The sequence below is a fragment of the Flavobacterium sp. SH_e genome, assembly GCF_025717045.1.
Taxonomy (GTDB): Bacteria; Bacteroidota; Bacteroidia; order Flavobacteriales; family Flavobacteriaceae; genus Flavobacterium.
Window position 1 is genome coordinate 643,945 of the sequence record NZ_JAOVZN010000006.1, and the last position, 17,544, is coordinate 661,488.

The 17,544-nt window shown below is 33.2% G+C and carries 20 protein-coding genes; 5 read left to right on the plus strand and 15 right to left on the minus strand.

What is annotated here, in order from left to right:
* Positions 1-82: 82 nt before the first annotated feature.
* Positions 83-637 carry a crossover junction endodeoxyribonuclease RuvC gene (ruvC, locus tag OD917_RS13700; protein WP_111288456.1) on the minus strand — a complete coding sequence of 185 codons (555 nt, stop codon included), beginning with the start codon at positions 635-637 and terminating at the stop codon, positions 83-85.
* A gap of 90 nt (positions 638-727) precedes the next feature.
* On the opposite strand from ruvC, the gene OD917_RS13705 reads away from it, so the two are divergent.
* Together OD917_RS13705 and OD917_RS13710 are read left to right on the plus strand one after the other, a co-directional pair.
* Positions 728-1,672, plus strand: coding sequence for a flippase-like domain-containing protein (locus OD917_RS13705; RefSeq protein ID WP_263524025.1), 945 nt, complete (start codon positions 728-730; stop codon positions 1,670-1,672).
* Positions 1,669-2,772 carry a glycosyltransferase family 2 protein gene (locus OD917_RS13710; RefSeq protein ID WP_263524026.1) on the plus strand — a complete coding sequence of 368 codons (1,104 nt, stop codon included), beginning with the start codon at positions 1,669-1,671 and terminating at the stop codon, positions 2,770-2,772. The genes OD917_RS13705 and OD917_RS13710 overlap by 4 nt, the downstream gene beginning before the upstream one ends.
* Positions 2,773-2,784: 12 nt before the next feature.
* Here OD917_RS13710 and OD917_RS13715 read toward each other — a convergent pair whose 3' ends face one another.
* Positions 2,785-3,270, minus strand: a complete 486-nt coding sequence (locus tag OD917_RS13715; RefSeq protein WP_263524027.1) for a hypothetical protein — start codon at positions 3,268-3,270, stop codon at positions 2,785-2,787.
* Positions 3,271-3,436: 166 nt separating this feature from the next.
* Between OD917_RS13715 and OD917_RS13720 the strand changes: the two genes are divergently transcribed.
* Together OD917_RS13720 and OD917_RS13725 are read left to right on the plus strand one after the other, a co-directional pair.
* Positions 3,437-3,937, plus strand: coding sequence for a DUF456 domain-containing protein (locus OD917_RS13720; RefSeq protein ID WP_263524028.1), 501 nt, complete (start codon positions 3,437-3,439; stop codon positions 3,935-3,937).
* A gap of 275 nt (positions 3,938-4,212) precedes the next feature.
* Positions 4,213-4,815, plus strand: a complete 603-nt coding sequence (locus OD917_RS13725) for a DUF937 domain-containing protein (RefSeq protein ID WP_263524029.1) — start codon at positions 4,213-4,215, stop codon at positions 4,813-4,815.
* A gap of 65 nt (positions 4,816-4,880) precedes the next feature.
* On the opposite strand, the gene OD917_RS13730 is transcribed toward OD917_RS13725, so the two are convergent.
* The 6 genes from OD917_RS13730 to OD917_RS13755 form a co-directional block, all read right to left on the minus strand.
* The gene (locus OD917_RS13730; protein WP_263524030.1) at positions 4,881-5,789 is read right to left on the minus strand and encodes a pseudouridine synthase; all 909 of its coding nucleotides are present in this window, start codon (positions 5,787-5,789) and stop codon (positions 4,881-4,883) included.
* 320 nt (positions 5,790-6,109) lie between these two features.
* Positions 6,110-7,066 (minus strand): geranylgeranylglycerol-phosphate geranylgeranyltransferase, encoded by a 957-nt coding sequence (locus tag OD917_RS13735; RefSeq protein WP_263524031.1) that lies wholly within the window; start codon positions 7,064-7,066, stop codon positions 6,110-6,112.
* A 60-nt stretch (positions 7,067-7,126) separates the two neighbouring features.
* Positions 7,127-7,717 carry a DUF502 domain-containing protein gene (locus tag OD917_RS13740; protein WP_263524032.1) on the minus strand — a complete coding sequence of 197 codons (591 nt, stop codon included), beginning with the start codon at positions 7,715-7,717 and terminating at the stop codon, positions 7,127-7,129.
* A gap of 73 nt (positions 7,718-7,790) precedes the next feature.
* Positions 7,791-8,729, minus strand: coding sequence for a mevalonate kinase (locus OD917_RS13745; RefSeq protein ID WP_263524033.1), 939 nt, complete (start codon positions 8,727-8,729; stop codon positions 7,791-7,793).
* A gap of 46 nt (positions 8,730-8,775) precedes the next feature.
* Positions 8,776-9,030 (minus strand): hypothetical protein, encoded by a 255-nt coding sequence (locus OD917_RS13750; protein WP_263524034.1) that lies wholly within the window; start codon positions 9,028-9,030, stop codon positions 8,776-8,778.
* Between the two features lie 46 nt (positions 9,031-9,076).
* Positions 9,077-10,177, minus strand: a complete 1,101-nt coding sequence (locus OD917_RS13755; protein ID WP_263524035.1) for a diphosphomevalonate/mevalonate 3,5-bisphosphate decarboxylase family protein — start codon at positions 10,175-10,177, stop codon at positions 9,077-9,079.
* Between the two features lie 150 nt (positions 10,178-10,327).
* Here OD917_RS13755 and OD917_RS13760 point away from each other — a divergent pair, with 150 nt between their 5' ends.
* Complete coding sequence (locus tag OD917_RS13760) at positions 10,328-10,804, plus strand: TspO/MBR family protein (RefSeq protein WP_263524036.1); 477 nt, start codon at positions 10,328-10,330, stop codon at positions 10,802-10,804.
* A gap of 37 nt (positions 10,805-10,841) precedes the next feature.
* On the opposite strand, the gene OD917_RS13765 is transcribed toward OD917_RS13760, so the two are convergent.
* The 7 genes from OD917_RS13765 to OD917_RS13795 all read right to left on the minus strand — a co-directional run bounded on the left by OD917_RS13765 (position 10,842) and on the right by OD917_RS13795 (position 17,437).
* Positions 10,842-11,582 (minus strand): hypothetical protein, encoded by a 741-nt coding sequence (locus OD917_RS13765; protein WP_263524037.1) that lies wholly within the window; start codon positions 11,580-11,582, stop codon positions 10,842-10,844.
* A gap of 73 nt (positions 11,583-11,655) precedes the next feature.
* Positions 11,656-12,333, minus strand: coding sequence for an MBL fold metallo-hydrolase (locus OD917_RS13770; protein ID WP_263524038.1), 678 nt, complete (start codon positions 12,331-12,333; stop codon positions 11,656-11,658).
* A gap of 61 nt (positions 12,334-12,394) precedes the next feature.
* Positions 12,395-12,967 (minus strand): Crp/Fnr family transcriptional regulator, encoded by a 573-nt coding sequence (locus tag OD917_RS13775; protein ID WP_263524039.1) that lies wholly within the window; start codon positions 12,965-12,967, stop codon positions 12,395-12,397.
* 2 nt (positions 12,968-12,969) lie between these two features.
* Positions 12,970-13,617: an HAD family hydrolase gene (locus OD917_RS13780; protein WP_263524040.1), complete on the minus strand. Its 648-nt coding sequence runs from the start codon at positions 13,615-13,617 to the stop codon at positions 12,970-12,972.
* A gap of 6 nt (positions 13,618-13,623) precedes the next feature.
* Complete coding sequence (locus OD917_RS13785) at positions 13,624-14,832, minus strand: NAD(P)/FAD-dependent oxidoreductase (RefSeq protein WP_263524041.1); 1,209 nt, start codon at positions 14,830-14,832, stop codon at positions 13,624-13,626.
* Between the two features lie 83 nt (positions 14,833-14,915).
* A complete protein-coding gene (locus OD917_RS13790; protein ID WP_263524042.1) occupies positions 14,916-15,593 on the minus strand; it encodes a glycerophosphodiester phosphodiesterase in 678 nt (225 codons plus the stop codon).
* A gap of 182 nt (positions 15,594-15,775) precedes the next feature.
* Positions 15,776-17,437 (minus strand): alpha-amylase family glycosyl hydrolase, encoded by a 1,662-nt coding sequence (locus OD917_RS13795; protein ID WP_263524043.1) that lies wholly within the window; start codon positions 17,435-17,437, stop codon positions 15,776-15,778.
* Positions 17,438-17,544 lie beyond the last annotated feature (107 nt).

The following is a 17,544-nucleotide window of genomic DNA, read 5'->3' on the forward strand; positions in this document are numbered from 1 at the left end:
TTAGATAATTTAGATAATTAGTCAATTAGATAATTTATTCGTTGTCTACAGAATTATCTAATTATCAAATTGGCACATTGACTCATTTTTTAACTCGGTCTTCGTTTTGTTTCACAAAAGCATCCCAGCCAGAGTAGCTTTTTCCCGCTACGACTTTTCCTGAATTAAAATGATGACAAACTGCAGCTGCTAAACCATCTGTTGAATCGAGATTTTTTGGTAATTCTTTTAAGCCTAAAAGCTGTTGAAGCATTTTAGCAACTTGTTCTTTGCTGGCATTTCCGTTTCCAGTAATTGCCATTTTAATCTTTTTAGGTTCGTATTCAGTAATTGGAATGCCTCTTGAAAGTCCTGCTGCCATAGCAACGCCTTGTGCGCGCCCTAATTTCAGCATCGATTGTACGTTTTTACCAAAGAAAGGTGCCTCAATCGCAATTTCGTCAGGACAATGCGTTTCTATTAGTTCGATAGTTCGTTCGAAAATGATTCTTAATTTTTGGTAATGATTGTCGTATTTGGAAAGCTGCAACTCGTTTAATTGCAGAAATTCCATTTTTTTATTGATTACTTTAATCAATCCAAAACCCATAATTGTGGTTCCGGGGTCAATACCTAATATGATGCGTTCTTGTGTCAAGAGATTTTGGTTTCAAGTTTAAGGTTTCAAGTTTAGAAAATTGACTCATTTTCTCACTTCCTAATTGCCACATTTGATTACTTTTGCGGCATGATTTCAATTCCACACAAAGCTAAGCAATTCCTAGTTCTCGTAGTCAAACTTTTGATTGTTGGAGGCGCATTTTATTTTATTTATAATCAGCTGGCAAACAACGACAAATTAGACTGGCAGAAATTTATTGCTTTGTTCCAAAAAAATCAGTCGGTTTTAGGGATTTCGTTTATTCTTCTTTTGAGCGTTTTGAATCGTTATTTCGAGATTTTAAAGTGGCAGAATCTTGTACAAGTTATTCATAAAATCTCTGTTTACGAAGCTACAAAACAAGTTTTAGCAGCTTTAACCGCTGGGATTTTTACACCAAATGGAGTAGGAGAGTATGCAGGAAAAGCGCTGTATTATCCGAAATCTGAAGCCAAAAAAGTGGTTTTCTTAAACTTAATCTGCAACGGAATCCAAATGATTCTAACTGTGATTTTCGGAATTTTTGGATTACTATATTTCAATGCGCAATTCAATGTAATTACGACCAGAACAGTTTTGATTCTTTTCGGCGGATTTGTGCTGATTCTGATTATTTTGTTTTCAATTAAAAAGATAAAAGTCAAAGGATTTTCAATTGAAAAATTGATTCATAAAATCAATGAAATTCCGAAACCGGTTCATCAGAAAAACATCTTTTTGGGAATCTGCCGATATTTGGTTTTTTCGCATCAGTATTACTTTTTGTTTTTAGGTTTTGATGTCGATTTGCCTTATTTAACTTTGATGGCAGCAATCACTTCCGTATACTTTTTAGCGTCTTCATTACCGACTTTTCAATTTTTAGACTTTGCAGTAAAGGGAAGTGTCGCAATTTATTTCTTCGGAATTTTGGGTGTAAACGAATGGATTGTTGTTTTTATAAGCACTTTAATGTGGTTTTTGAACGTCGTTCTTCCAGTGGTTTTAGGAAGCTATTTTGTACTGAATTTTAAAACGAAAACTCCAGAATGATTTTCGGATTATTCACCATATTAGCAATTTATGTAATTAGCATTGCATTGCTGATTTATGGTTTTTTTAAAATAAAAAAATATCAAAAACAAGATTTAGAGTCAAAAACAAGTTTTACGATTATAGTTCCGTTTCGGAATGAAAAAGAAAATTTGCCAATACTTTTAGAAAGTTTTTCAAAGCTGAATTATCCAACGAATTTATTTGAAGTGATTTTAGTTGATGATTCTTCAAATGAAAGATTTCAATTACCAATTGTTAATTATCAATTATCAGTTATAGACAATATTCGGGTTTCCAAATCTCCAAAAAAAGATGCTATTACAACAGCAATGCAGTACATAAATACCGATTGGGTTATTACTACAGATGCTGATTGTATTGTTCCTGAAAACTGGCTTTTAACGTTTGATAGTTATATTCAGGCCAATAATGTTTCAATGCTTGCGGGCACAGTAACGTATAAATGCGGAAACTCATTTTTAGACCATTTTCAGCAATTGGATTTAACGAGTCTGCAGGGCGCTACAATTGGAAGTTTTGGTTTGAGTAAAGGTTTTATGTGCAACGGAGCTAATTTCGCTTATACCAAGTCATTGTTCGAGAGTTTAAATGGTTTTGAAGGAAATGATAAAATTGCCAGCGGAGACGATGTTTTTTTACTGCAAAAAGCGATTCAAAAGTTTTCTGAAAAAGTTCATTATTTAAAAGCAGAAGAAGCAATTGTAACAACAAAACCAACTCAAGACTGGAAATCTTTATTTTATCAAAGAGTACGTTGGGCGGCAAAAACAAGTTCTTATAATAGCACTTTTGGAAAGTTTCTGGGCTTGATAGTCTTCTTTGGAAATTTGAGTTTTGTAATTGGATTTTTCTTTCTTCTTTTTGGAATTTGGTCGTATCCAATTTTTGTGCTTTTTGCTTTTTCTAAGTTTGTGATTGATTATGTTTTACTTTCAATAACGAATCATTTTTTGACGAAAACAAGAATTAAAAGCCTTTTATTGAGTAGTTTGCTGTATCCGTTTTTTAGCTCGGCTGTGGCTTTGTATAGTTTGGGTGGTTCTTACGAATGGAAAGATCGTCAGTTTAGAAAATAGCTTTCTATAAAATTATTTATTGTCTTTTGCTTTTATAATAACAGGCAAAATAAATTGTGTTTTTACTGGAATACCGCGTTTTATGGCTGGATTTACTTTTGGGAAATCGACCAGACGCGCACGCAGAATACTATCGATTTTTATGGTGTCATAAACCACAGAATCTTTAGGAAACTGAGGCTCAAACTTCATCTTAGAGTTAGGGAAAACTGTTATTTTTACCTCGATTGTATCCAATTCAGGATACATTATGGATAAGCTGTCTATATTTAGTTTTTCCTGAATAAGGCTAGACATGACTTCAAAAAAACATTGCTGACGCAGTTTTTCATTGGCAATTTTTTCGCAGCTTGGAACCGATGGATATTCGTCAACTTCTTTCCAATTAATTGATTTTAATTCTTTCTGAAGTAATTCTTTTTCAGACGGAACCTGCTTCTCAAAATATTGACAAGAATGAAAAGTAACGCATATAAAAAGAAGAAAAAACTGCCTCAAGATTTTGGTGTTGAATGAATGAACAAATGATGATATAAAAATACGATTATTTTTTTGAGAATCTTTCTCTAACTTTGAATCTTAACCTTTGCAAGAATACATTGTAAAATCTGTATTTGTAAAGAATAAATATAGTAATTTGTAAGAACAAATTTATAAAGAATATATGGATTTATTATTGCTCATTCTTGCTTTTATATGCGTTATTGTTGGTGTTTTCGGAAGTTTTATTCCCGTTCTTCCTGGTTTATCCAGTTGTTGGGTTGGATTACTTTTGTTATATCTCACTAAAGCAGTCGAAAATAATTATTGGGTTTTAGGGATTACTTTTGTTTTAATGGTCATCATTACTATATTAGATTACGTGATTCCGTCTAAAGGGACGAAAAAATTTGGTGGAAGCTCTTATGGAGTATGGGGAACCAATATTGGTTTGATTATCGGAATTATAGCTCCCATACCTTTCGGAATCATAATCGGGCCTTTTGTAGGAGCATTTATTGGAGAGTTAATTTATGATTCTCAAAACCATAAACGAGCGCTAAAAGCAGCCACAGGATCTTTGCTTGGATTTCTTGCTTCGAGCTTTATAAACTTCCTTTTTTCGATCACCTATTTGGGTATTTTCTTGAAGATTGTGTGGGAATATCGAAACATTTTGTTTTAATTATATAACAATTTTGGCTCTTTAGCGTTGCTAAAAAAAATAAATGTGAAGTTTTTCTGATATTTTTTTCTTTTGTGTTTGAATGCGAAAGAGTTGTGTTTATTGGGGTTAACGCATTTTTACTTTTAAGAACTGATTACTAAGCGGGCAAATTTTTAACTTAATTTTTGGAAATGTTAAAATATTTTATATTTTTATCACGATAAACGATAAAAAGCCTCACTTTATCGATTATTTTAAACGAGTATAAATAATCATTTTTTTAAGTTATGAGTATGACCCCAAACCTACAAATTGAACTTAGACGCTTTATTTCTTCTAATGTAGTCTCCAAGTTAAACAAGTTTTATTTTGAGAACGATGCACTTTTAATCAAGGGAATAGACGTCTCGATTGGCACAATTTTAATGGGACTCTACAACAAAGCTGAAGAATCTGATTTTTACTCCGAAATAGTTGCACTAATCAAAGAAGATTCTACTTTTTACCAGGAAGTAGATTTTAATGCAGGCAGAATTTTATCAGTCGACGACTGTTACCGTTTGGAAGGAAATGTTTTACTGAAGGAATTATTCGAAAATAAAAAAGGAAGAATTTCAGAAATGGTTTCAAACGAAGTGGGTATAAAAAGCGAAACAGCTCGCGAAATACTTAACTTTTCGGCATTACTAGTAATGTCTTACTTAAGATTCAATCTTCAATTATTAGAAAGTTTAAAGCTCCTTTTAGACGATCAAAAGAGAGATATTCTAAACAGCATTCCACCCGGAATCAAAATCATCCTAGGTTTTTCAAATTACGAAACAGTAGAAGAAAAAAACCAATCTATCGGAAGATCTATTTTTACCCTTTTCGGACATAATTTCTTTAGTTTCTAAAAAATAAAAAATCCCATTTTCAAGAAGAAAACAGGATTTGTTTGTGATTTAAATTTGAAAAACGCTTAAACGTTTTTCAAATTGATAATTTCTTGATCGGTCAAAAAGCGCCAGTTTCCGCGAGGAAGATTCTTTTTGGTCAATCCAGCAAACGAAACACGATCAATTCGTAATACATTATACTCGAAAGATTCAAAAATAGCACGCACCACTTTTACGTTAGCAGTACGCAGTTTAAGGCCAACTTCGCTTTTTGGCTCATTATCAATATAGCTTACTTCTTCAACAAATACGCGGTGTCCGTCAAGAACTAAGCCTTTGCTGATTTTTTCTAAATCTTCAAATTTCAAGTTTTTGTCCAAAGAGACTTGATAGATCTTAGACGATTTTTGATTCGGTAGTGTAAATTTACGAATCATATCAGTGTCGTTCGTAAACAATAGCAAACCAGTTGTATTCTTGTCCATTCTTCCAACAGCAGCAATTTTTGCATTTGTAGCACCACGAACTAGCTCTAGAACGTTACGGTATTCCTGGCCTTCATCAAGAGCAGTTGTAAAATTTTTAGGTTTATTCAATAAAATATATTCTTTCTTTTCAGGAGTTAGTGTAACGCCATCAAAGTTTACAACATCATTTAATTTTACCAAATAACCCATTTCAGTAACTACATTACCGTTAACTTTAACGTTTCCAGACTGAATATAAATGTCGGCATCACGGCGAGAGCAAACGCCAGAATTAGAGATGTATTTGTTCAGACGAATTTCATCTGAAGCTTTTTGTCTCTTTGCTGGCTGATTTTGTTTTCTGAATTTTTCAGCAGCAGCTTCCTGAGCAGCTTTAACTTCAGGTTTTACTTTTTTAGGCCCTTGCGCGCGCTTAGCCATAGGAGGTTTTGGCTTGTTAGAGTTTGATCGTGAGCTATTTGGTCTCGATCCGCCTCTTTTATTGTTGCCTTCCTTGTTGTTCATAGAATCATTAATTTGTGCAAAGATAGTTTTTTCCTGCTAATAAATCTTAAGTTCAATGTTCTTAGATTAATAGCACTTTATTTTAAGATGTTCAGGAGCAATACAATTGGCTTTTTTTGAGGCATGGTTTCCCGCTTTTCGTTTCAATTTTTTATTTTTTAAAGAAAAAAATAAAAAGATTTCCACTTCAATCGGGGCTAAAATCAAACAATTGGCTTCTTTTAAAGATTGTTACTACACATAGATTAGCAATCCCGATAGCTACACGAAAGAAAATAATCTGATAAATCTGCCAGATCTGCGAGAAAAATAGAAAGACTTTAGTAATTAGAAATCAATTCTTTTCCGTGCCATAAAACACTAGGATTAATCAATACGATGCAGAAAACACCAGAAACAATCAGGAATTTTAAAACGTTATGAAGCCTTAAAAACTGCTCTTTAGAATTTGATTGCCATAAATAAATCAGGAAAAAAAGTAAAACGCCAAAACAGACATAAAAGTAAATGTCCATGTAGCCAACATCATGAATATTAACCAAAACATAAACAGGTAAAATAGTCAAAAGGGTCAAAGCCGTAATGATTTGCTTAGAGATTTTTTCGCCATACAAAACTGGGATTGTTCTATATTGGGTTATTAAATCGCCTTTTAGATTTTCTAAATCTTTAATCATTTCACGAATAAGTAAAAGTAAAAATAAGAAAATAGCATGCGCCGAAATCACTACAAAATGGCTCATATGATTCTCAATTTCCTCAAACGAAATCTTATTGTAAAAATACAATAAAATGGCAAAAAAAGGAGTTACAGCAAGCAACGCCGACATTAGATTCCCAATAATCGGATACTTTTTTATTTTATGAGAGTAAAACCAAATCAGGAAAATATAAGCAGAAAAGAACAGAAAAGCTCTCCAAGAAACAATAGAAGCCATTAAAACAGCAAGAAAGTTTAAGCTAAAATAAACGTTCAATTTCGTTTTTTGACTAACCAAACGATCTAGCATCGATTTGTTGGGCCTATTAATTAAATCTTTCTGACTGTCGTAAAAATTATTTATGATATACCCAGAAGCAATCGTAATAGCAGAAGCAAAAACAATCAGAAATAAATAAAAATCTAATAGAATGTCCAACGCTCGAATTTCTGGAGCTAATATAAATATCGCTGATAAATATTGCGCTAGAACAATAATGGGAATGTTATAACCTCTAACCACAGAGAACAGACTAACAATTTTCATTATTAAAAGTTTTTGCTGTCTGCTTAACATAAAGTTTGGTTTGTTTGGATTAGATGAGGGAAGTTAAAAGATATTTTTTAATTCAAAAATTTAGAGTTTGTTTTTTAACAATTCTTTAGAACCATAACCCAGTTTTCTAATGCAGGCTAAAGCTTGTTTTTGCGTAATATCAATTTCTGTGATGTCTTTTTTATCAACAAAAACTACAGATCCGCTCCACGGATTCGGAGCATCTGGTATAAAGACTGTAAATTTATCATCACTGACTTGCTCAATTAAAAAAGCAAATTGCAAACCAGCGTCAGTAGGAACTAAAATTACTTTTAAATCATCTTTCGATTCTAAACCCAATATGTTTTCATTCATGTTTTTCATAAATGAATATCCTGGAACAAAGCTCAAGATGCCATCTTCTAATCTTTCGACCAGCTTTTTTGCATTGGCAGTTTTTGCTAATAATCCTGCAACTAGACAAATTAGAATTATAATAAGTATCCCAATAAGTTCTTGAATTGCAAGTCCTAAAACACTAATATTTGGTAAGTTACTTACAAGCGGAAGTGTCGTTTTTTGAATAATGCCATATCCTTTTTCTAAAACAATTAGTAAAACGACTAGTGGCACTAAAAATACAAGTCCTCCTAAAAAAGTTGCTTTGATAATTTTTAAAATACTCTTCATATTCAGTAACTTTTTTAGGATTAAATATTAGGAAAGTGTATTCAAATAATTATGTGTTTTAAGAAGTTTAAACTTAAAATTGGTAAACTACCTCTAGCTTATAATCTTTCAGGGCTGCTTTTGCACGTTCTAAATCTTCAGTAAAACCTAGAATGTAACCGCCGCCTCCAGAACCGCAAAGTTTTAGATAATAATCATTTGTATCGATTCCGTGTTGCCAGATTCCATGAAATTGCTCTGGAATCATTGGTTTGAAGTTATTTAAAACTACTTTAGAAAGTTTTTTAGTATTGCCAATCAAAGACTTCATATCTCCATGTAAGAAGTTGTCGATGCAGATATCGGTGTATTTTACAAATTGGTTTTTAAGCATCGCACGGAAACCTTTGTCTTTTAAGCTTTCCATAAAAATGCTGATCATTGGAGCTGTTTCTCCTACAATTCCAGAGTCTAATAAAAATACAGCTCCTTTTCCGTCAACACTTTGAGTTGGGATACCTGTCGTTTGGATGTTGTCTTTAGAATTGATTAAAATAGGAATGCTTAAGTAACTGTTTAACGGATCTAAACCAGAACTTTTTCCGTGGAAAAAGCTTTCCATTTGAGAAAATATATTTTTTAAGTGTAGTAATTTTTCTCGGGTTAAATTTTCTAAAACCGTGATTTTATTTGCGGCATATTTATCATAAACAGCTGCAACAAGCGCTCCGCTGCTTCCAACACCATATCCTTGTGGAATACTAGAATCAAAATACATTCCAGATTCGACATCATTTTTTAGATTTTCTAAATCAAAAGTAACCAGTTCTGGCTGCTGTGTTTGTAGGACTTCAAGATATGAAGCGAAACTTCTTAAACTTTTATTTGATGCAATAGCTTCGTCTGAAGGTTCTTCCGACTTTTTTAAAGCGCCATTGTAAAAGTTATAAGGAATAGCAAGCCCTTTTGAATCGCGGATAATTCCGTACTCTCCAAAAAGTAATATTTTTGAATAAAATAATGGTCCTTTCATGATTTATTTTATGTCTTTCTTAATTCGAAGTTGTTTCTATTGATTCTTAACCTTTAATATATAATCCAATAATCATCATGGCTAAGGCAAAAAATAGACCAACAAACCATTTTATCATATCATTTTTTGCATCTACAATTTCTTTTTTCACAAAATCTTTAGTGGCAATTTCGCTTTTATCTTGTCTAATTTCTTCACTAATAGTTCTGTCAATTGCTTCGACAAATTCCTTAGCCTTACTTTCATCAAGATTAAGTTCTTTTCTAAATAGATCGTAAAGTTTTATAGTTGCAGTATTCATGTTCTGACTTAAAATATATGTAATATAAATATAAAGATACGCAAAATTATAATGCAATCGCGCCTTCTCCAATTTTGTCGCAAATGTATTGACTATTCTGACAAAATACAACTAATTCGTCCTGAATAAATTGAAGTACTTTTTCGCTAACGTTTTCAGGATATAATACATGCACATTCGCGCCAGCATCAAGCGTAAAACATACTGGAATTTGGGTTTCATTTCTGAATTTCCATATTGCATTTATGATTTGAAGCGTGTTTGGTTTCATCAAAATAAAATAAGGCATTGAGGTCATCATCATAGCATGTAAAGTCAGTGCTTCACTTTCTACAACTTTGATGAATTCTTCTAAATCTCCGCTTTCAAAAATAGTGATCAATTTATCCAGATTTTCATGTGCTTGGGCAAAACGTCTTTCTGCATACGGATGATTGTGCATCAAATCGTGTCCAACCGTGCTCGAAACTTGTTTTTCGCCTTTGTCAACCAATAAAATGGTGTCTTGATAATTCTTGAAATTTTCATGAATTGTATATGGAAATTCCACACCAAACAAATCTGTGCTTCCTTCGATATTTGACTGATTTCCCCAAACTACCACATTTCCTTTTACGCTTCGGCAAGCACTTCCAGAACCTAAACGTGCCAAAAATGAAGCTTTTTGATAGAAATAATCATCGGTCATTTCAGGATTTAAAAGTTTTTCCAAACTCATAAAATTCATTGCCAATGCTGCCATTCCAGAAGCCGAGGAAGCAATTCCCGAACTGTGCGGAAAAGTATTCTGCGTATCAATCGTAAAATGATAATCCTTTAAAAACGGCAGATAAACCTCAACTCTTTCCAAAAACTTCTGAATCTTTGGCTTGAAATCTTCTTTTGGTTTTCCTTCAAAAAGCAAATCAAAAGAAAAACCATTTGCTCCACTGTGGAGAGTCGAAGCGTCTTTTTTAGAAAAAGCCAATTTCGTAATGGTTTTACAGTTGTTAAGCGTAAAACTAACAGAAGGATTTGCCGGAATCTGGTTCTCTTTTTTTCCCCAGTATTTTACTAATGCAATATTGCTTGGAGCGCTCCACTCAAAGTTCCCGTTTTCGATTGTTGAAGTATATGGATTTGGTATAAAATCGGCTGCTGTTAACATGAATTATAAAATTTTGGCAAAGATAACTTTTTCATTTTTCACCATATAAGTTATTTAAGAAATTATAAGCGGAATTTGCTAAAATGAACTTATATCACTTATATGGTTTAAATTTTCTTTTGCCTATTTTTGAATTCAAAATTTGATGTCATGAATAAGTTCGTAAAAATCGCCATAGCTTTAGTAATTTGTTTAACAGTTGGATATTCTGCAAGTTTGGTAACAAGACCAAGTATTGAGACTTGGTACGTGACATTAGAAAAGCCAGTTTTTAATCCGCCGAATTGGATTTTTATGCCCGTTTGGACAGTACTTTACATTTTAATGGCTGTTGCAGCAGCGTTAGTTTGGGACAAAATTAAAGTAGAGACAGAAGAAGTTAAAAAAGCTTTGCTTTTCTTCATTATTCAATTGATTTTAAATTCAATTTGGTCTTATTTATTCTTCGGATTAAAAAATCCGATGTTAGCTTTAATCGAAATTGTGCTTTTATGGCTGATGATTTACGAAACGTATTTAAAATTTATCAAAATCAATAAAACTGCGGGTTATTTATTAATTCCTTACTTAGCTTGGGTTGGGTTTGCAACAGTTCTAAATGCCAGTATTTGGTGGTTGAATAAGTAAAATTTTGTTTCAGGTTTTTTCTTGGTTTCAAGTTGAGCTACTTCAGCTTCCTAAATTCTTCATTTTTAGCAAACAAAAAATCCATTGTATAAAGTAAATTTTTCTTTTTTAGAATAATTTCCGATTGCGGATCGGCTGTACAAAAGTCTAGGAAAAGAGCTTTTTCATCAGGATTTAATTTTAAATCTTTCGTAAAGAAATCTAAAGGACAAGTTGATTCAACAAATGTTTTGAAATCCAATTCAGGAGTTTTCTTTTTAGGTTTTTTATTGTTAGTATCATCTTTTTTAAACAAACTTAAAAGGCCTGCTCCCATAGCGCCAAAATTCATTCCATTTGAAATGGAACCGTCATAAACTCCAGTGTATTTTCGTAAATCTCGAGATGCTCTCTGCAATGCAATCGAATCTGAAACTTCTGCAGTAGCGCCAACATGAGGGAATTTTATAGTTGTGATTAAGACCTCATCCAGTTCTTCCGGTTTTAGAATCATATTCACAACAATATTGTTTTGATCTATATTTTCCTGAGAAATTTTAAGTCTTTTAAAAAAGTAATCTTTAGAGAAAAACAAAACACTATCTTGCGGTCGTACCAGAATCGAAAATTCGCCAAGTTCGTTTGTCCTCGTGCTGGTCTTGGCAGTTTTATTAATTACCTCTACTTTATTAAGCGGAATATTCTGCGCAAGAACTTTTCCGTTGAGTATCTTTTCGTTTTGAGAAAAGGTAAGTTGATAAGTGAAAATAGAAATTGTGGTAAGTAATTTTACTCTCATATAGGATTAATTAGTTGAGAGTAAAATTATTAGAATACTCTTAACGAAAACTTACAGAATCTGTAAATTCTTGTTAATAAGTAATGTTGATTTTTTGAATGAATTTTTCGAATTCTCCATTATTCACTAAAACAGGTCCGTGACCAAAACAAAGTATTTTTGGTTTTAGGGAAGCTAATTTTAGAATAGATTTTCTATTGGTTTCTTTGTCAGCGGTAAACAAATGCGGTGGTTCATGCAATCCGACTTTTGTAGTTAGAAGATTCATATTGGTCATCACATCGCCAACAATCAAAACGCCGTCTTTCTCTCTGAAAAATGAGATATGACCTCTAGAATGTCCAGGAGTTTCAATAATTGTAAATCCGCCAATTTGATCACCTTCTTTTAAGGTTTGAGAAACAGGAGTTCCTTTTCCTGCCCAGAAGTTTTTCTGAAATTTTGAAATTAAATGATTCGGATTTGGATATTCTGTAATTACATTTCCATTTTCGGCAAATTCTTTTTCAGGTTCACTGCATAAAAGCGGAATATTCAGTGTTTCACAGATTATTTTACTGCTTCCTTGATGATCGGCGTGAGCGTGAGTTAAGGCATGTTTGTTTACGGTTTTGTCTTTAATTGCTTTAAAAATTGTATTTGCTGAACTTCGAATTCCTGCATCAATTAAAACATCTTCAATCAAATAACAATTTATGGCGTTTCTTGGGAATAAAGGGATTTGGTAAACGTCTTTGGCAATATTCTTCATCTTTTTCAAATTTTATTTTGACAAAGATTTGAATTCAGTTTCTCAACTCACTTGATAAATGTTAAGAAATATCCTGACGGATTCTGCTCAGCGATTCTGGAGTAATGCCGAGAAAGGAAGCGATATAAATTAAAGGCGTTCGCTGTATTATTTTGGCTGGAGCCGAAGTTAAAAAAGTTTGGTATTTTTCTTTTGCCGGAATCATTTGAAGTTTTAAAACACGATCTGCCATGCAAAGATAATTTTGCTCGGCGAGAATTCTTCCAACACGTTCCCAATTCGGAATTTTGTTATACAAAAATTGCATTTTTTCGAAAGTGATAGAAAGAACTTCACAGTCTTCGATACATTGGATATTTTCAAAAGAAACAGATTGATTTATAAAACTGGAATACGATGCAATAAAACCTTCATCACAGCTTAAATAAGTGGTGATTTCTTTTCCGTCTTTTAAATAATAAACACGAGCAAGACCTTCGAGAATAAAGAAAATCTTGTTGCTGATTTTTCCCATTGACGAAAGATATTCTTTGGCAGTAAATTTTTCATATTCAAAACAAGAATCAATTAATTCGATTTCATTTTCAGAAAATGAAGCAATCGATACTATTTGTTTTTGTAATTCAGCATTCACGATTATAAGATCTCAATTAATTCCGAAGCATTATTAATAACCACTTTTGCTCCGCTAGATTTCAGTTCTTCTTCGGTTCTATAACCCCAAGTAACGCCAACTGGAAACATATTTGCATTTACAGCAGTTTTCATATCAATGTCAGAATCGCCAACAAAAAGGATTTCTTCTGGTTTTAAATTCCATTTTTTACTGATTTCAATCGCTTCAAACGGATTTGGTTTTTTAAGTTCTTCTGTGCTTAGACCAACTGCTGTATCGAATTGTTTTGGGAATAATTCTGTTGCTATTTTCTTAGTTAACTCATCGGCTTTGTTGGAGAAAACAGCCATTTTGATGTTTTGTGAAGTCAGTTTTTCAAGTAATTCAACAATTCCGTCATATGGTTTTGTTTTCAACGTGCAGATTTTGGTATATTCATCAACCATACATTCAAAACAACTTTCGATCTCATCATCAGAATTGTTTGTGGCTGGTAATGCTTTGCTTACCAAATTTCGTAAACCACTTCCGATAAAATATTGATATGTGTCGTAACTATGTGTAGGATAATTTAGAGCGGTAAGGACTTTATTCATCGCATCTGAAATGTCGTGTAATGAGTTTACCAAAGTTCCGTCTAAATCAAAAATAATTCCTTTAAATTTCATTTTCTATTAAATATTTTGTGCCAGAATAAACCCGCTCGTCCAGGCATTCTGAAAATTAAATCCGCCCGTAATAGCGTCTATATTTACAATTTCACCAGCAAAATAAAGGTTTTCGTGAATTTTGCTTTCCATGGTTTTAAAATTGATTTCTTTTAAATCTATTCCGCCTGCGGTTACAAATTCTTCTTTAAAAGTGCTTTTTCCGTTGACTTTAAATTCGGCTTTTGTAAGTTGTGAAGTCAGATGCTGCAATTGATTTTTAGATAAATCGGCCCATTTCGTTTCAGAATCAATTCCCGAAGCCAAAACCAAACTTTCCCACAAACGATTCGGAAAGTCAAAAGGGGATTTTTTAGAAACCGCTTTTTTAGCGTGTTCTTGTTTTAAGTCTTTTAGGATTTTCTCTGCATCTTCAAAATCAACATCATTTAGCCAATTCACAAAAATGGTAAACTGATAATTTTTATCATGCAGAATACGCGCACCCCAAGCCGAAAGTTTTAAGATTGCTGGGCCGCTCATTCCCCAATGTGTAATTAATAAAGGTCCTGTTGATTCCAGTTTTGTATCTTTTACGTTTACGGTAACCTGTGCAGCAACTCCTGGTAATTCTTTAATTCGAGAATCTTTAATATTGAAAGTAAATAGAGAAGGGACAGGGCTTACAATCGCGTGTCCGTGTTGCTGAAGCATTTCCCAAATTTTAGGATTGCTTCCTGTTGCCATTACTAATTTTTCGGCAACATAATTGTCAGTTTGTGTATCGATTTTCCAATGATTTTCTTTCTTGAAAATCGATTGAACGCTTTGTCCAGTCAAGACTTTTATGCCTAATTTCTCTGTTGCTTTTAAGAAGCAATCGATAATAGTTTGTGAAGAGTTTGAAACCGGAAACATTCTACCGTCTTCTTCAATTTTTAATTCTACGCCATGTTTTTCGAACCATTCGATTGTATCTCCCGAACAAAATTGATGAAATGGTCCACGAAGTTCTTTTTCTCCACGAGGATAAAATTTTACTAATTCGTTAGGTTCAAAACAAGCGTGCGTAACGTTGCATCGTCCGCCTCCGGAAACGCGAACTTTAGAAAGAACTTCTTTTCCTCTTTCCAAAATGGCGATTTTCAGCTTTGGGTTTTTCTCTGCAATATTAATCGCGGTAAAAAAACCTGCAGCGCCTCCGCCAACGATGATTATGTCGAAATTTTTAATCATATTTTTTTGTTAGCCACGAATTCACGAATTTTTATTCTCAAAGATTGTAAAAAAATAATTCGTGAATTCGTGGCTATTTACTTTTATATTTTGTCTGGATTATCAGAGATAATTCCGTCTACTTGATAACTATTTACTTTTTGAATGTCTTCTTCTGAGTTTACCGTCCATGGTAAAACCAGAAATCCTTTTTTCTGCATTTCTTGAACATTTTCTTTATTCAATAACTGAAAATCAGGATGAATGGCTTTTGCTTTTATTTTTTCGGCGAAAGCCAAGGCGGTTTCAAGATTTTCTTCTGTTAAAACACCAATCGGGATATTTGGGTTTAGATTTGATGTTTCCTCCAACATACTCCAATCGAAACTTGAAATAATAAAATGCTCGCATTTCCAGCCTTTTTCTGCAATGTATTCCTCAATTAGCGCAACAACTTTAGGAGCAGTTTCTAAACCTTTTAACTCGATATTGATGAGACATTTTTTGTTTACCAAATCGAAAACTTCATTTAAAGTAGGGATTTGGTGTTTTCTATCAGTCAAAAATGATTTTAATTCTGCTAAAGAAAAAGTGTTTACTTCTCCTTTTCCGTTAGTGGTTCTATCGATGGTTTCGTCATGAATTACTATAATATGTCCATCGGAACTCAAATGAACATCGAGTTCAATTCCGTCTGAATTTAGGTCTAAGGCTTTTTGAAAAGCTTGTAAGGTGTTTTCAGGTTCGTAGGCTTTGGCGCCTCGATGTGCAATCTTTAACATCTGTTGTGTGTTTAACCGCAAAGGTCGCAAAGTTTTACGCAAAGCACACAAGGAATTTATTAAAAATTAAATAGCCACGAATTCACGAATTATTTTTTTACAATTTTTGAGAATAAAAAATTAGTGAATTCGTGGCTAAAAAAACTTAGCGCACTTAGCGTAAATCTTAGCGTACCTTGCGGTTAAATTAATTCCAGTAAAACAATATCAAAATCATTGTCGATAATGACTTTTCCATCAATAACTTCAACTTCTTGATTTGAATAAGTGTCTTTAAGTTTTGTTCCGTTTGGGAAAATATCACCAACAGGAAGTTCTTTTCTGCCTTTTGGTAAATCTAACCCCATAACAACTTTATCTGTAAAAGAACCTTGAGTAAACGTTCTAGAAAAAGTATAAGGATACGGATTAATTAGTTTATGAACGCCCGCGCCAACAGCAGGATGATTTCGTCTAAACTGACCTAATTTCTGCCAATGCAAAAGTGTTTTCTGCGTTTCAGGATTATTTTGAATATCGTCCCAATTCATGTTTGAACGTAAGGTTGCATCGCCCTGAGTGCCTTCAACAACTAAAGATCTTGCGGATTCATCTCCATAATAAACCTGAGACATTCCTGGAGAAAGTAATAGTTTATTGGCTGTTTCAATGCTTTTTGTTCTATTGGCATCAAACGGCTGTCCGTCGTCGTGTGAAGACATATAGTTTAGGACAGAATATCCTTTTAGATCATTATTTAAAGCGTTTGAATATTTCGAAAATAAACCTTCGTAATCGTTCTGAGCAGCATTCCATTTAAACTCAAAATTGATCATGCTGTTGAAACCGTTTTGGAAATAATTTACTTTTCTATCTCCAAAATCATAATCCTGACCACCGCTGATTCCGTAACCGTAAACTTCAGCAATTGTATAAAACGGATTCTGATCTAGAACTTGTAAAGGATGGTGTTTTTTCCAAGTTTCAAATGCATAATCACATTCCTTTTTGAAATCAGCCCAGACACCTTCTTCGGTGTGTTTTACTGTATCGGCACGATAACCGTCAATTCCGAATTCTAATATATAATCGGTTAGCCATTTAATGATGTAATATTTTGGCGTTCTTGGATAATTTGTTCTTTTGAAAAATTCATCCAATGACGCTATTTCTTTTTCATAACGACCTTCTTTTTTCCATTTTTCGATTAAGAAAGGAGGTAATTGTACTTCCTGATTACTTTCAGTTCTAACGTCTGGAAGATTATCTACCAAAGTACACATTGTAGTATTTTCGAACGATTTGTAATCGCAGACAACGCCAGTTCTAACCCAGTCAGACGGCCAAACAGGATCTTCTGGAGTTACTGGTCCTGTATGATTGATAACTCCGTCAAGAATTATTCTGATCCCTTTTTCATGCGCTTTTTTTACCAGATTGGCTAAATCTTCTTTGGTTCCGAAATTAGGATCTAAGGCCGTCCAGTCTTTTGCCCAATAACCGTGAAAGCCGTAACTCAATCCAGTTCCTTCATCAACACCATCGTGAATTTGTTCGACAATCGGCGTAAGCCAAATGGCATTTATTCCTAGTTTTTCAAAATATCCTGATTCAATTTTTTTTGTGATTCCGATGATGTCACCGCCTTCAAATCCGCGGAGTTTTCCCGGAGTTTTGGTTCGGTTAAAATTGACATCGTTGGAAGTATCTCCGTTGTAAAAACGATCTGTAAGTAAAAAATAAACATTTGCTCCTTCCCAAACGAAAGGTGTTTTTGAAGTATTATTCATTGTAACTGATTTTGAGCCAGAACAACTCATTGTTAAGTATACTAAAGATAAAAAAAGGAAAGTGTATTTTTTCATTTATTTCAAATTTAACGAAGATTTATAATAAAAAAGTTCCGCCACGAATTCACGAGTTTTTATTCTCTGGATTGTCAAATAATTCGTGAATTCATGGCGGAAAAACT

Coding starts and splice junctions, on each gene's coding strand:
- OD917_RS13705 (WP_263524025.1), top strand. CDS start 728: ATGATTTCAATTCCACACAAAGCTAAGCAATTCCTAGTTCTCGTAGTC.
- OD917_RS13710 (WP_263524026.1), top strand. CDS start 1,669: ATGATTTTCGGATTATTCACCATATTAGCAATTTATGTAATTAGCATT.
- OD917_RS13720 (WP_263524028.1), top strand. CDS start 3,437: ATGGATTTATTATTGCTCATTCTTGCTTTTATATGCGTTATTGTTGGT.
- OD917_RS13725 (WP_263524029.1), top strand. CDS start 4,213: ATGACCCCAAACCTACAAATTGAACTTAGACGCTTTATTTCTTCTAAT.
- OD917_RS13730 (WP_263524030.1), bottom strand. CDS start 5,789: ATGAACAACAAGGAAGGCAACAATAAAAGAGGCGGATCGAGACCAAAT.
- OD917_RS13735 (WP_263524031.1), bottom strand. CDS start 7,066: ATGTTAAGCAGACAGCAAAAACTTTTAATAATGAAAATTGTTAGTCTG.
- OD917_RS13740 (WP_263524032.1), bottom strand. CDS start 7,717: ATGAAGAGTATTTTAAAAATTATCAAAGCAACTTTTTTAGGAGGACTT.
- OD917_RS13745 (WP_263524033.1), bottom strand. CDS start 8,729: ATGAAAGGACCATTATTTTATTCAAAAATATTACTTTTTGGAGAGTAC.
- OD917_RS13750 (WP_263524034.1), bottom strand. CDS start 9,030: ATGAATACTGCAACTATAAAACTTTACGATCTATTTAGAAAAGAACTT.
- OD917_RS13755 (WP_263524035.1), bottom strand. CDS start 10,177: ATGTTAACAGCAGCCGATTTTATACCAAATCCATATACTTCAACAATC.
- OD917_RS13760 (WP_263524036.1), top strand. CDS start 10,328: ATGAATAAGTTCGTAAAAATCGCCATAGCTTTAGTAATTTGTTTAACA.
- OD917_RS13765 (WP_263524037.1), bottom strand. CDS start 11,582: ATGAGAGTAAAATTACTTACCACAATTTCTATTTTCACTTATCAACTT.
- OD917_RS13770 (WP_263524038.1), bottom strand. CDS start 12,333: ATGAAGAATATTGCCAAAGACGTTTACCAAATCCCTTTATTCCCAAGA.
- OD917_RS13780 (WP_263524040.1), bottom strand. CDS start 13,617: ATGAAATTTAAAGGAATTATTTTTGATTTAGACGGAACTTTGGTAAAC.
- OD917_RS13785 (WP_263524041.1), bottom strand. CDS start 14,832: ATGATTAAAAATTTCGACATAATCATCGTTGGCGGAGGCGCTGCAGGT.
- OD917_RS13790 (WP_263524042.1), bottom strand. CDS start 15,593: ATGTTAAAGATTGCACATCGAGGCGCCAAAGCCTACGAACCTGAAAAC.
- OD917_RS13795 (WP_263524043.1), bottom strand. CDS start 17,437: ATGAAAAAATACACTTTCCTTTTTTTATCTTTAGTATACTTAACAATG.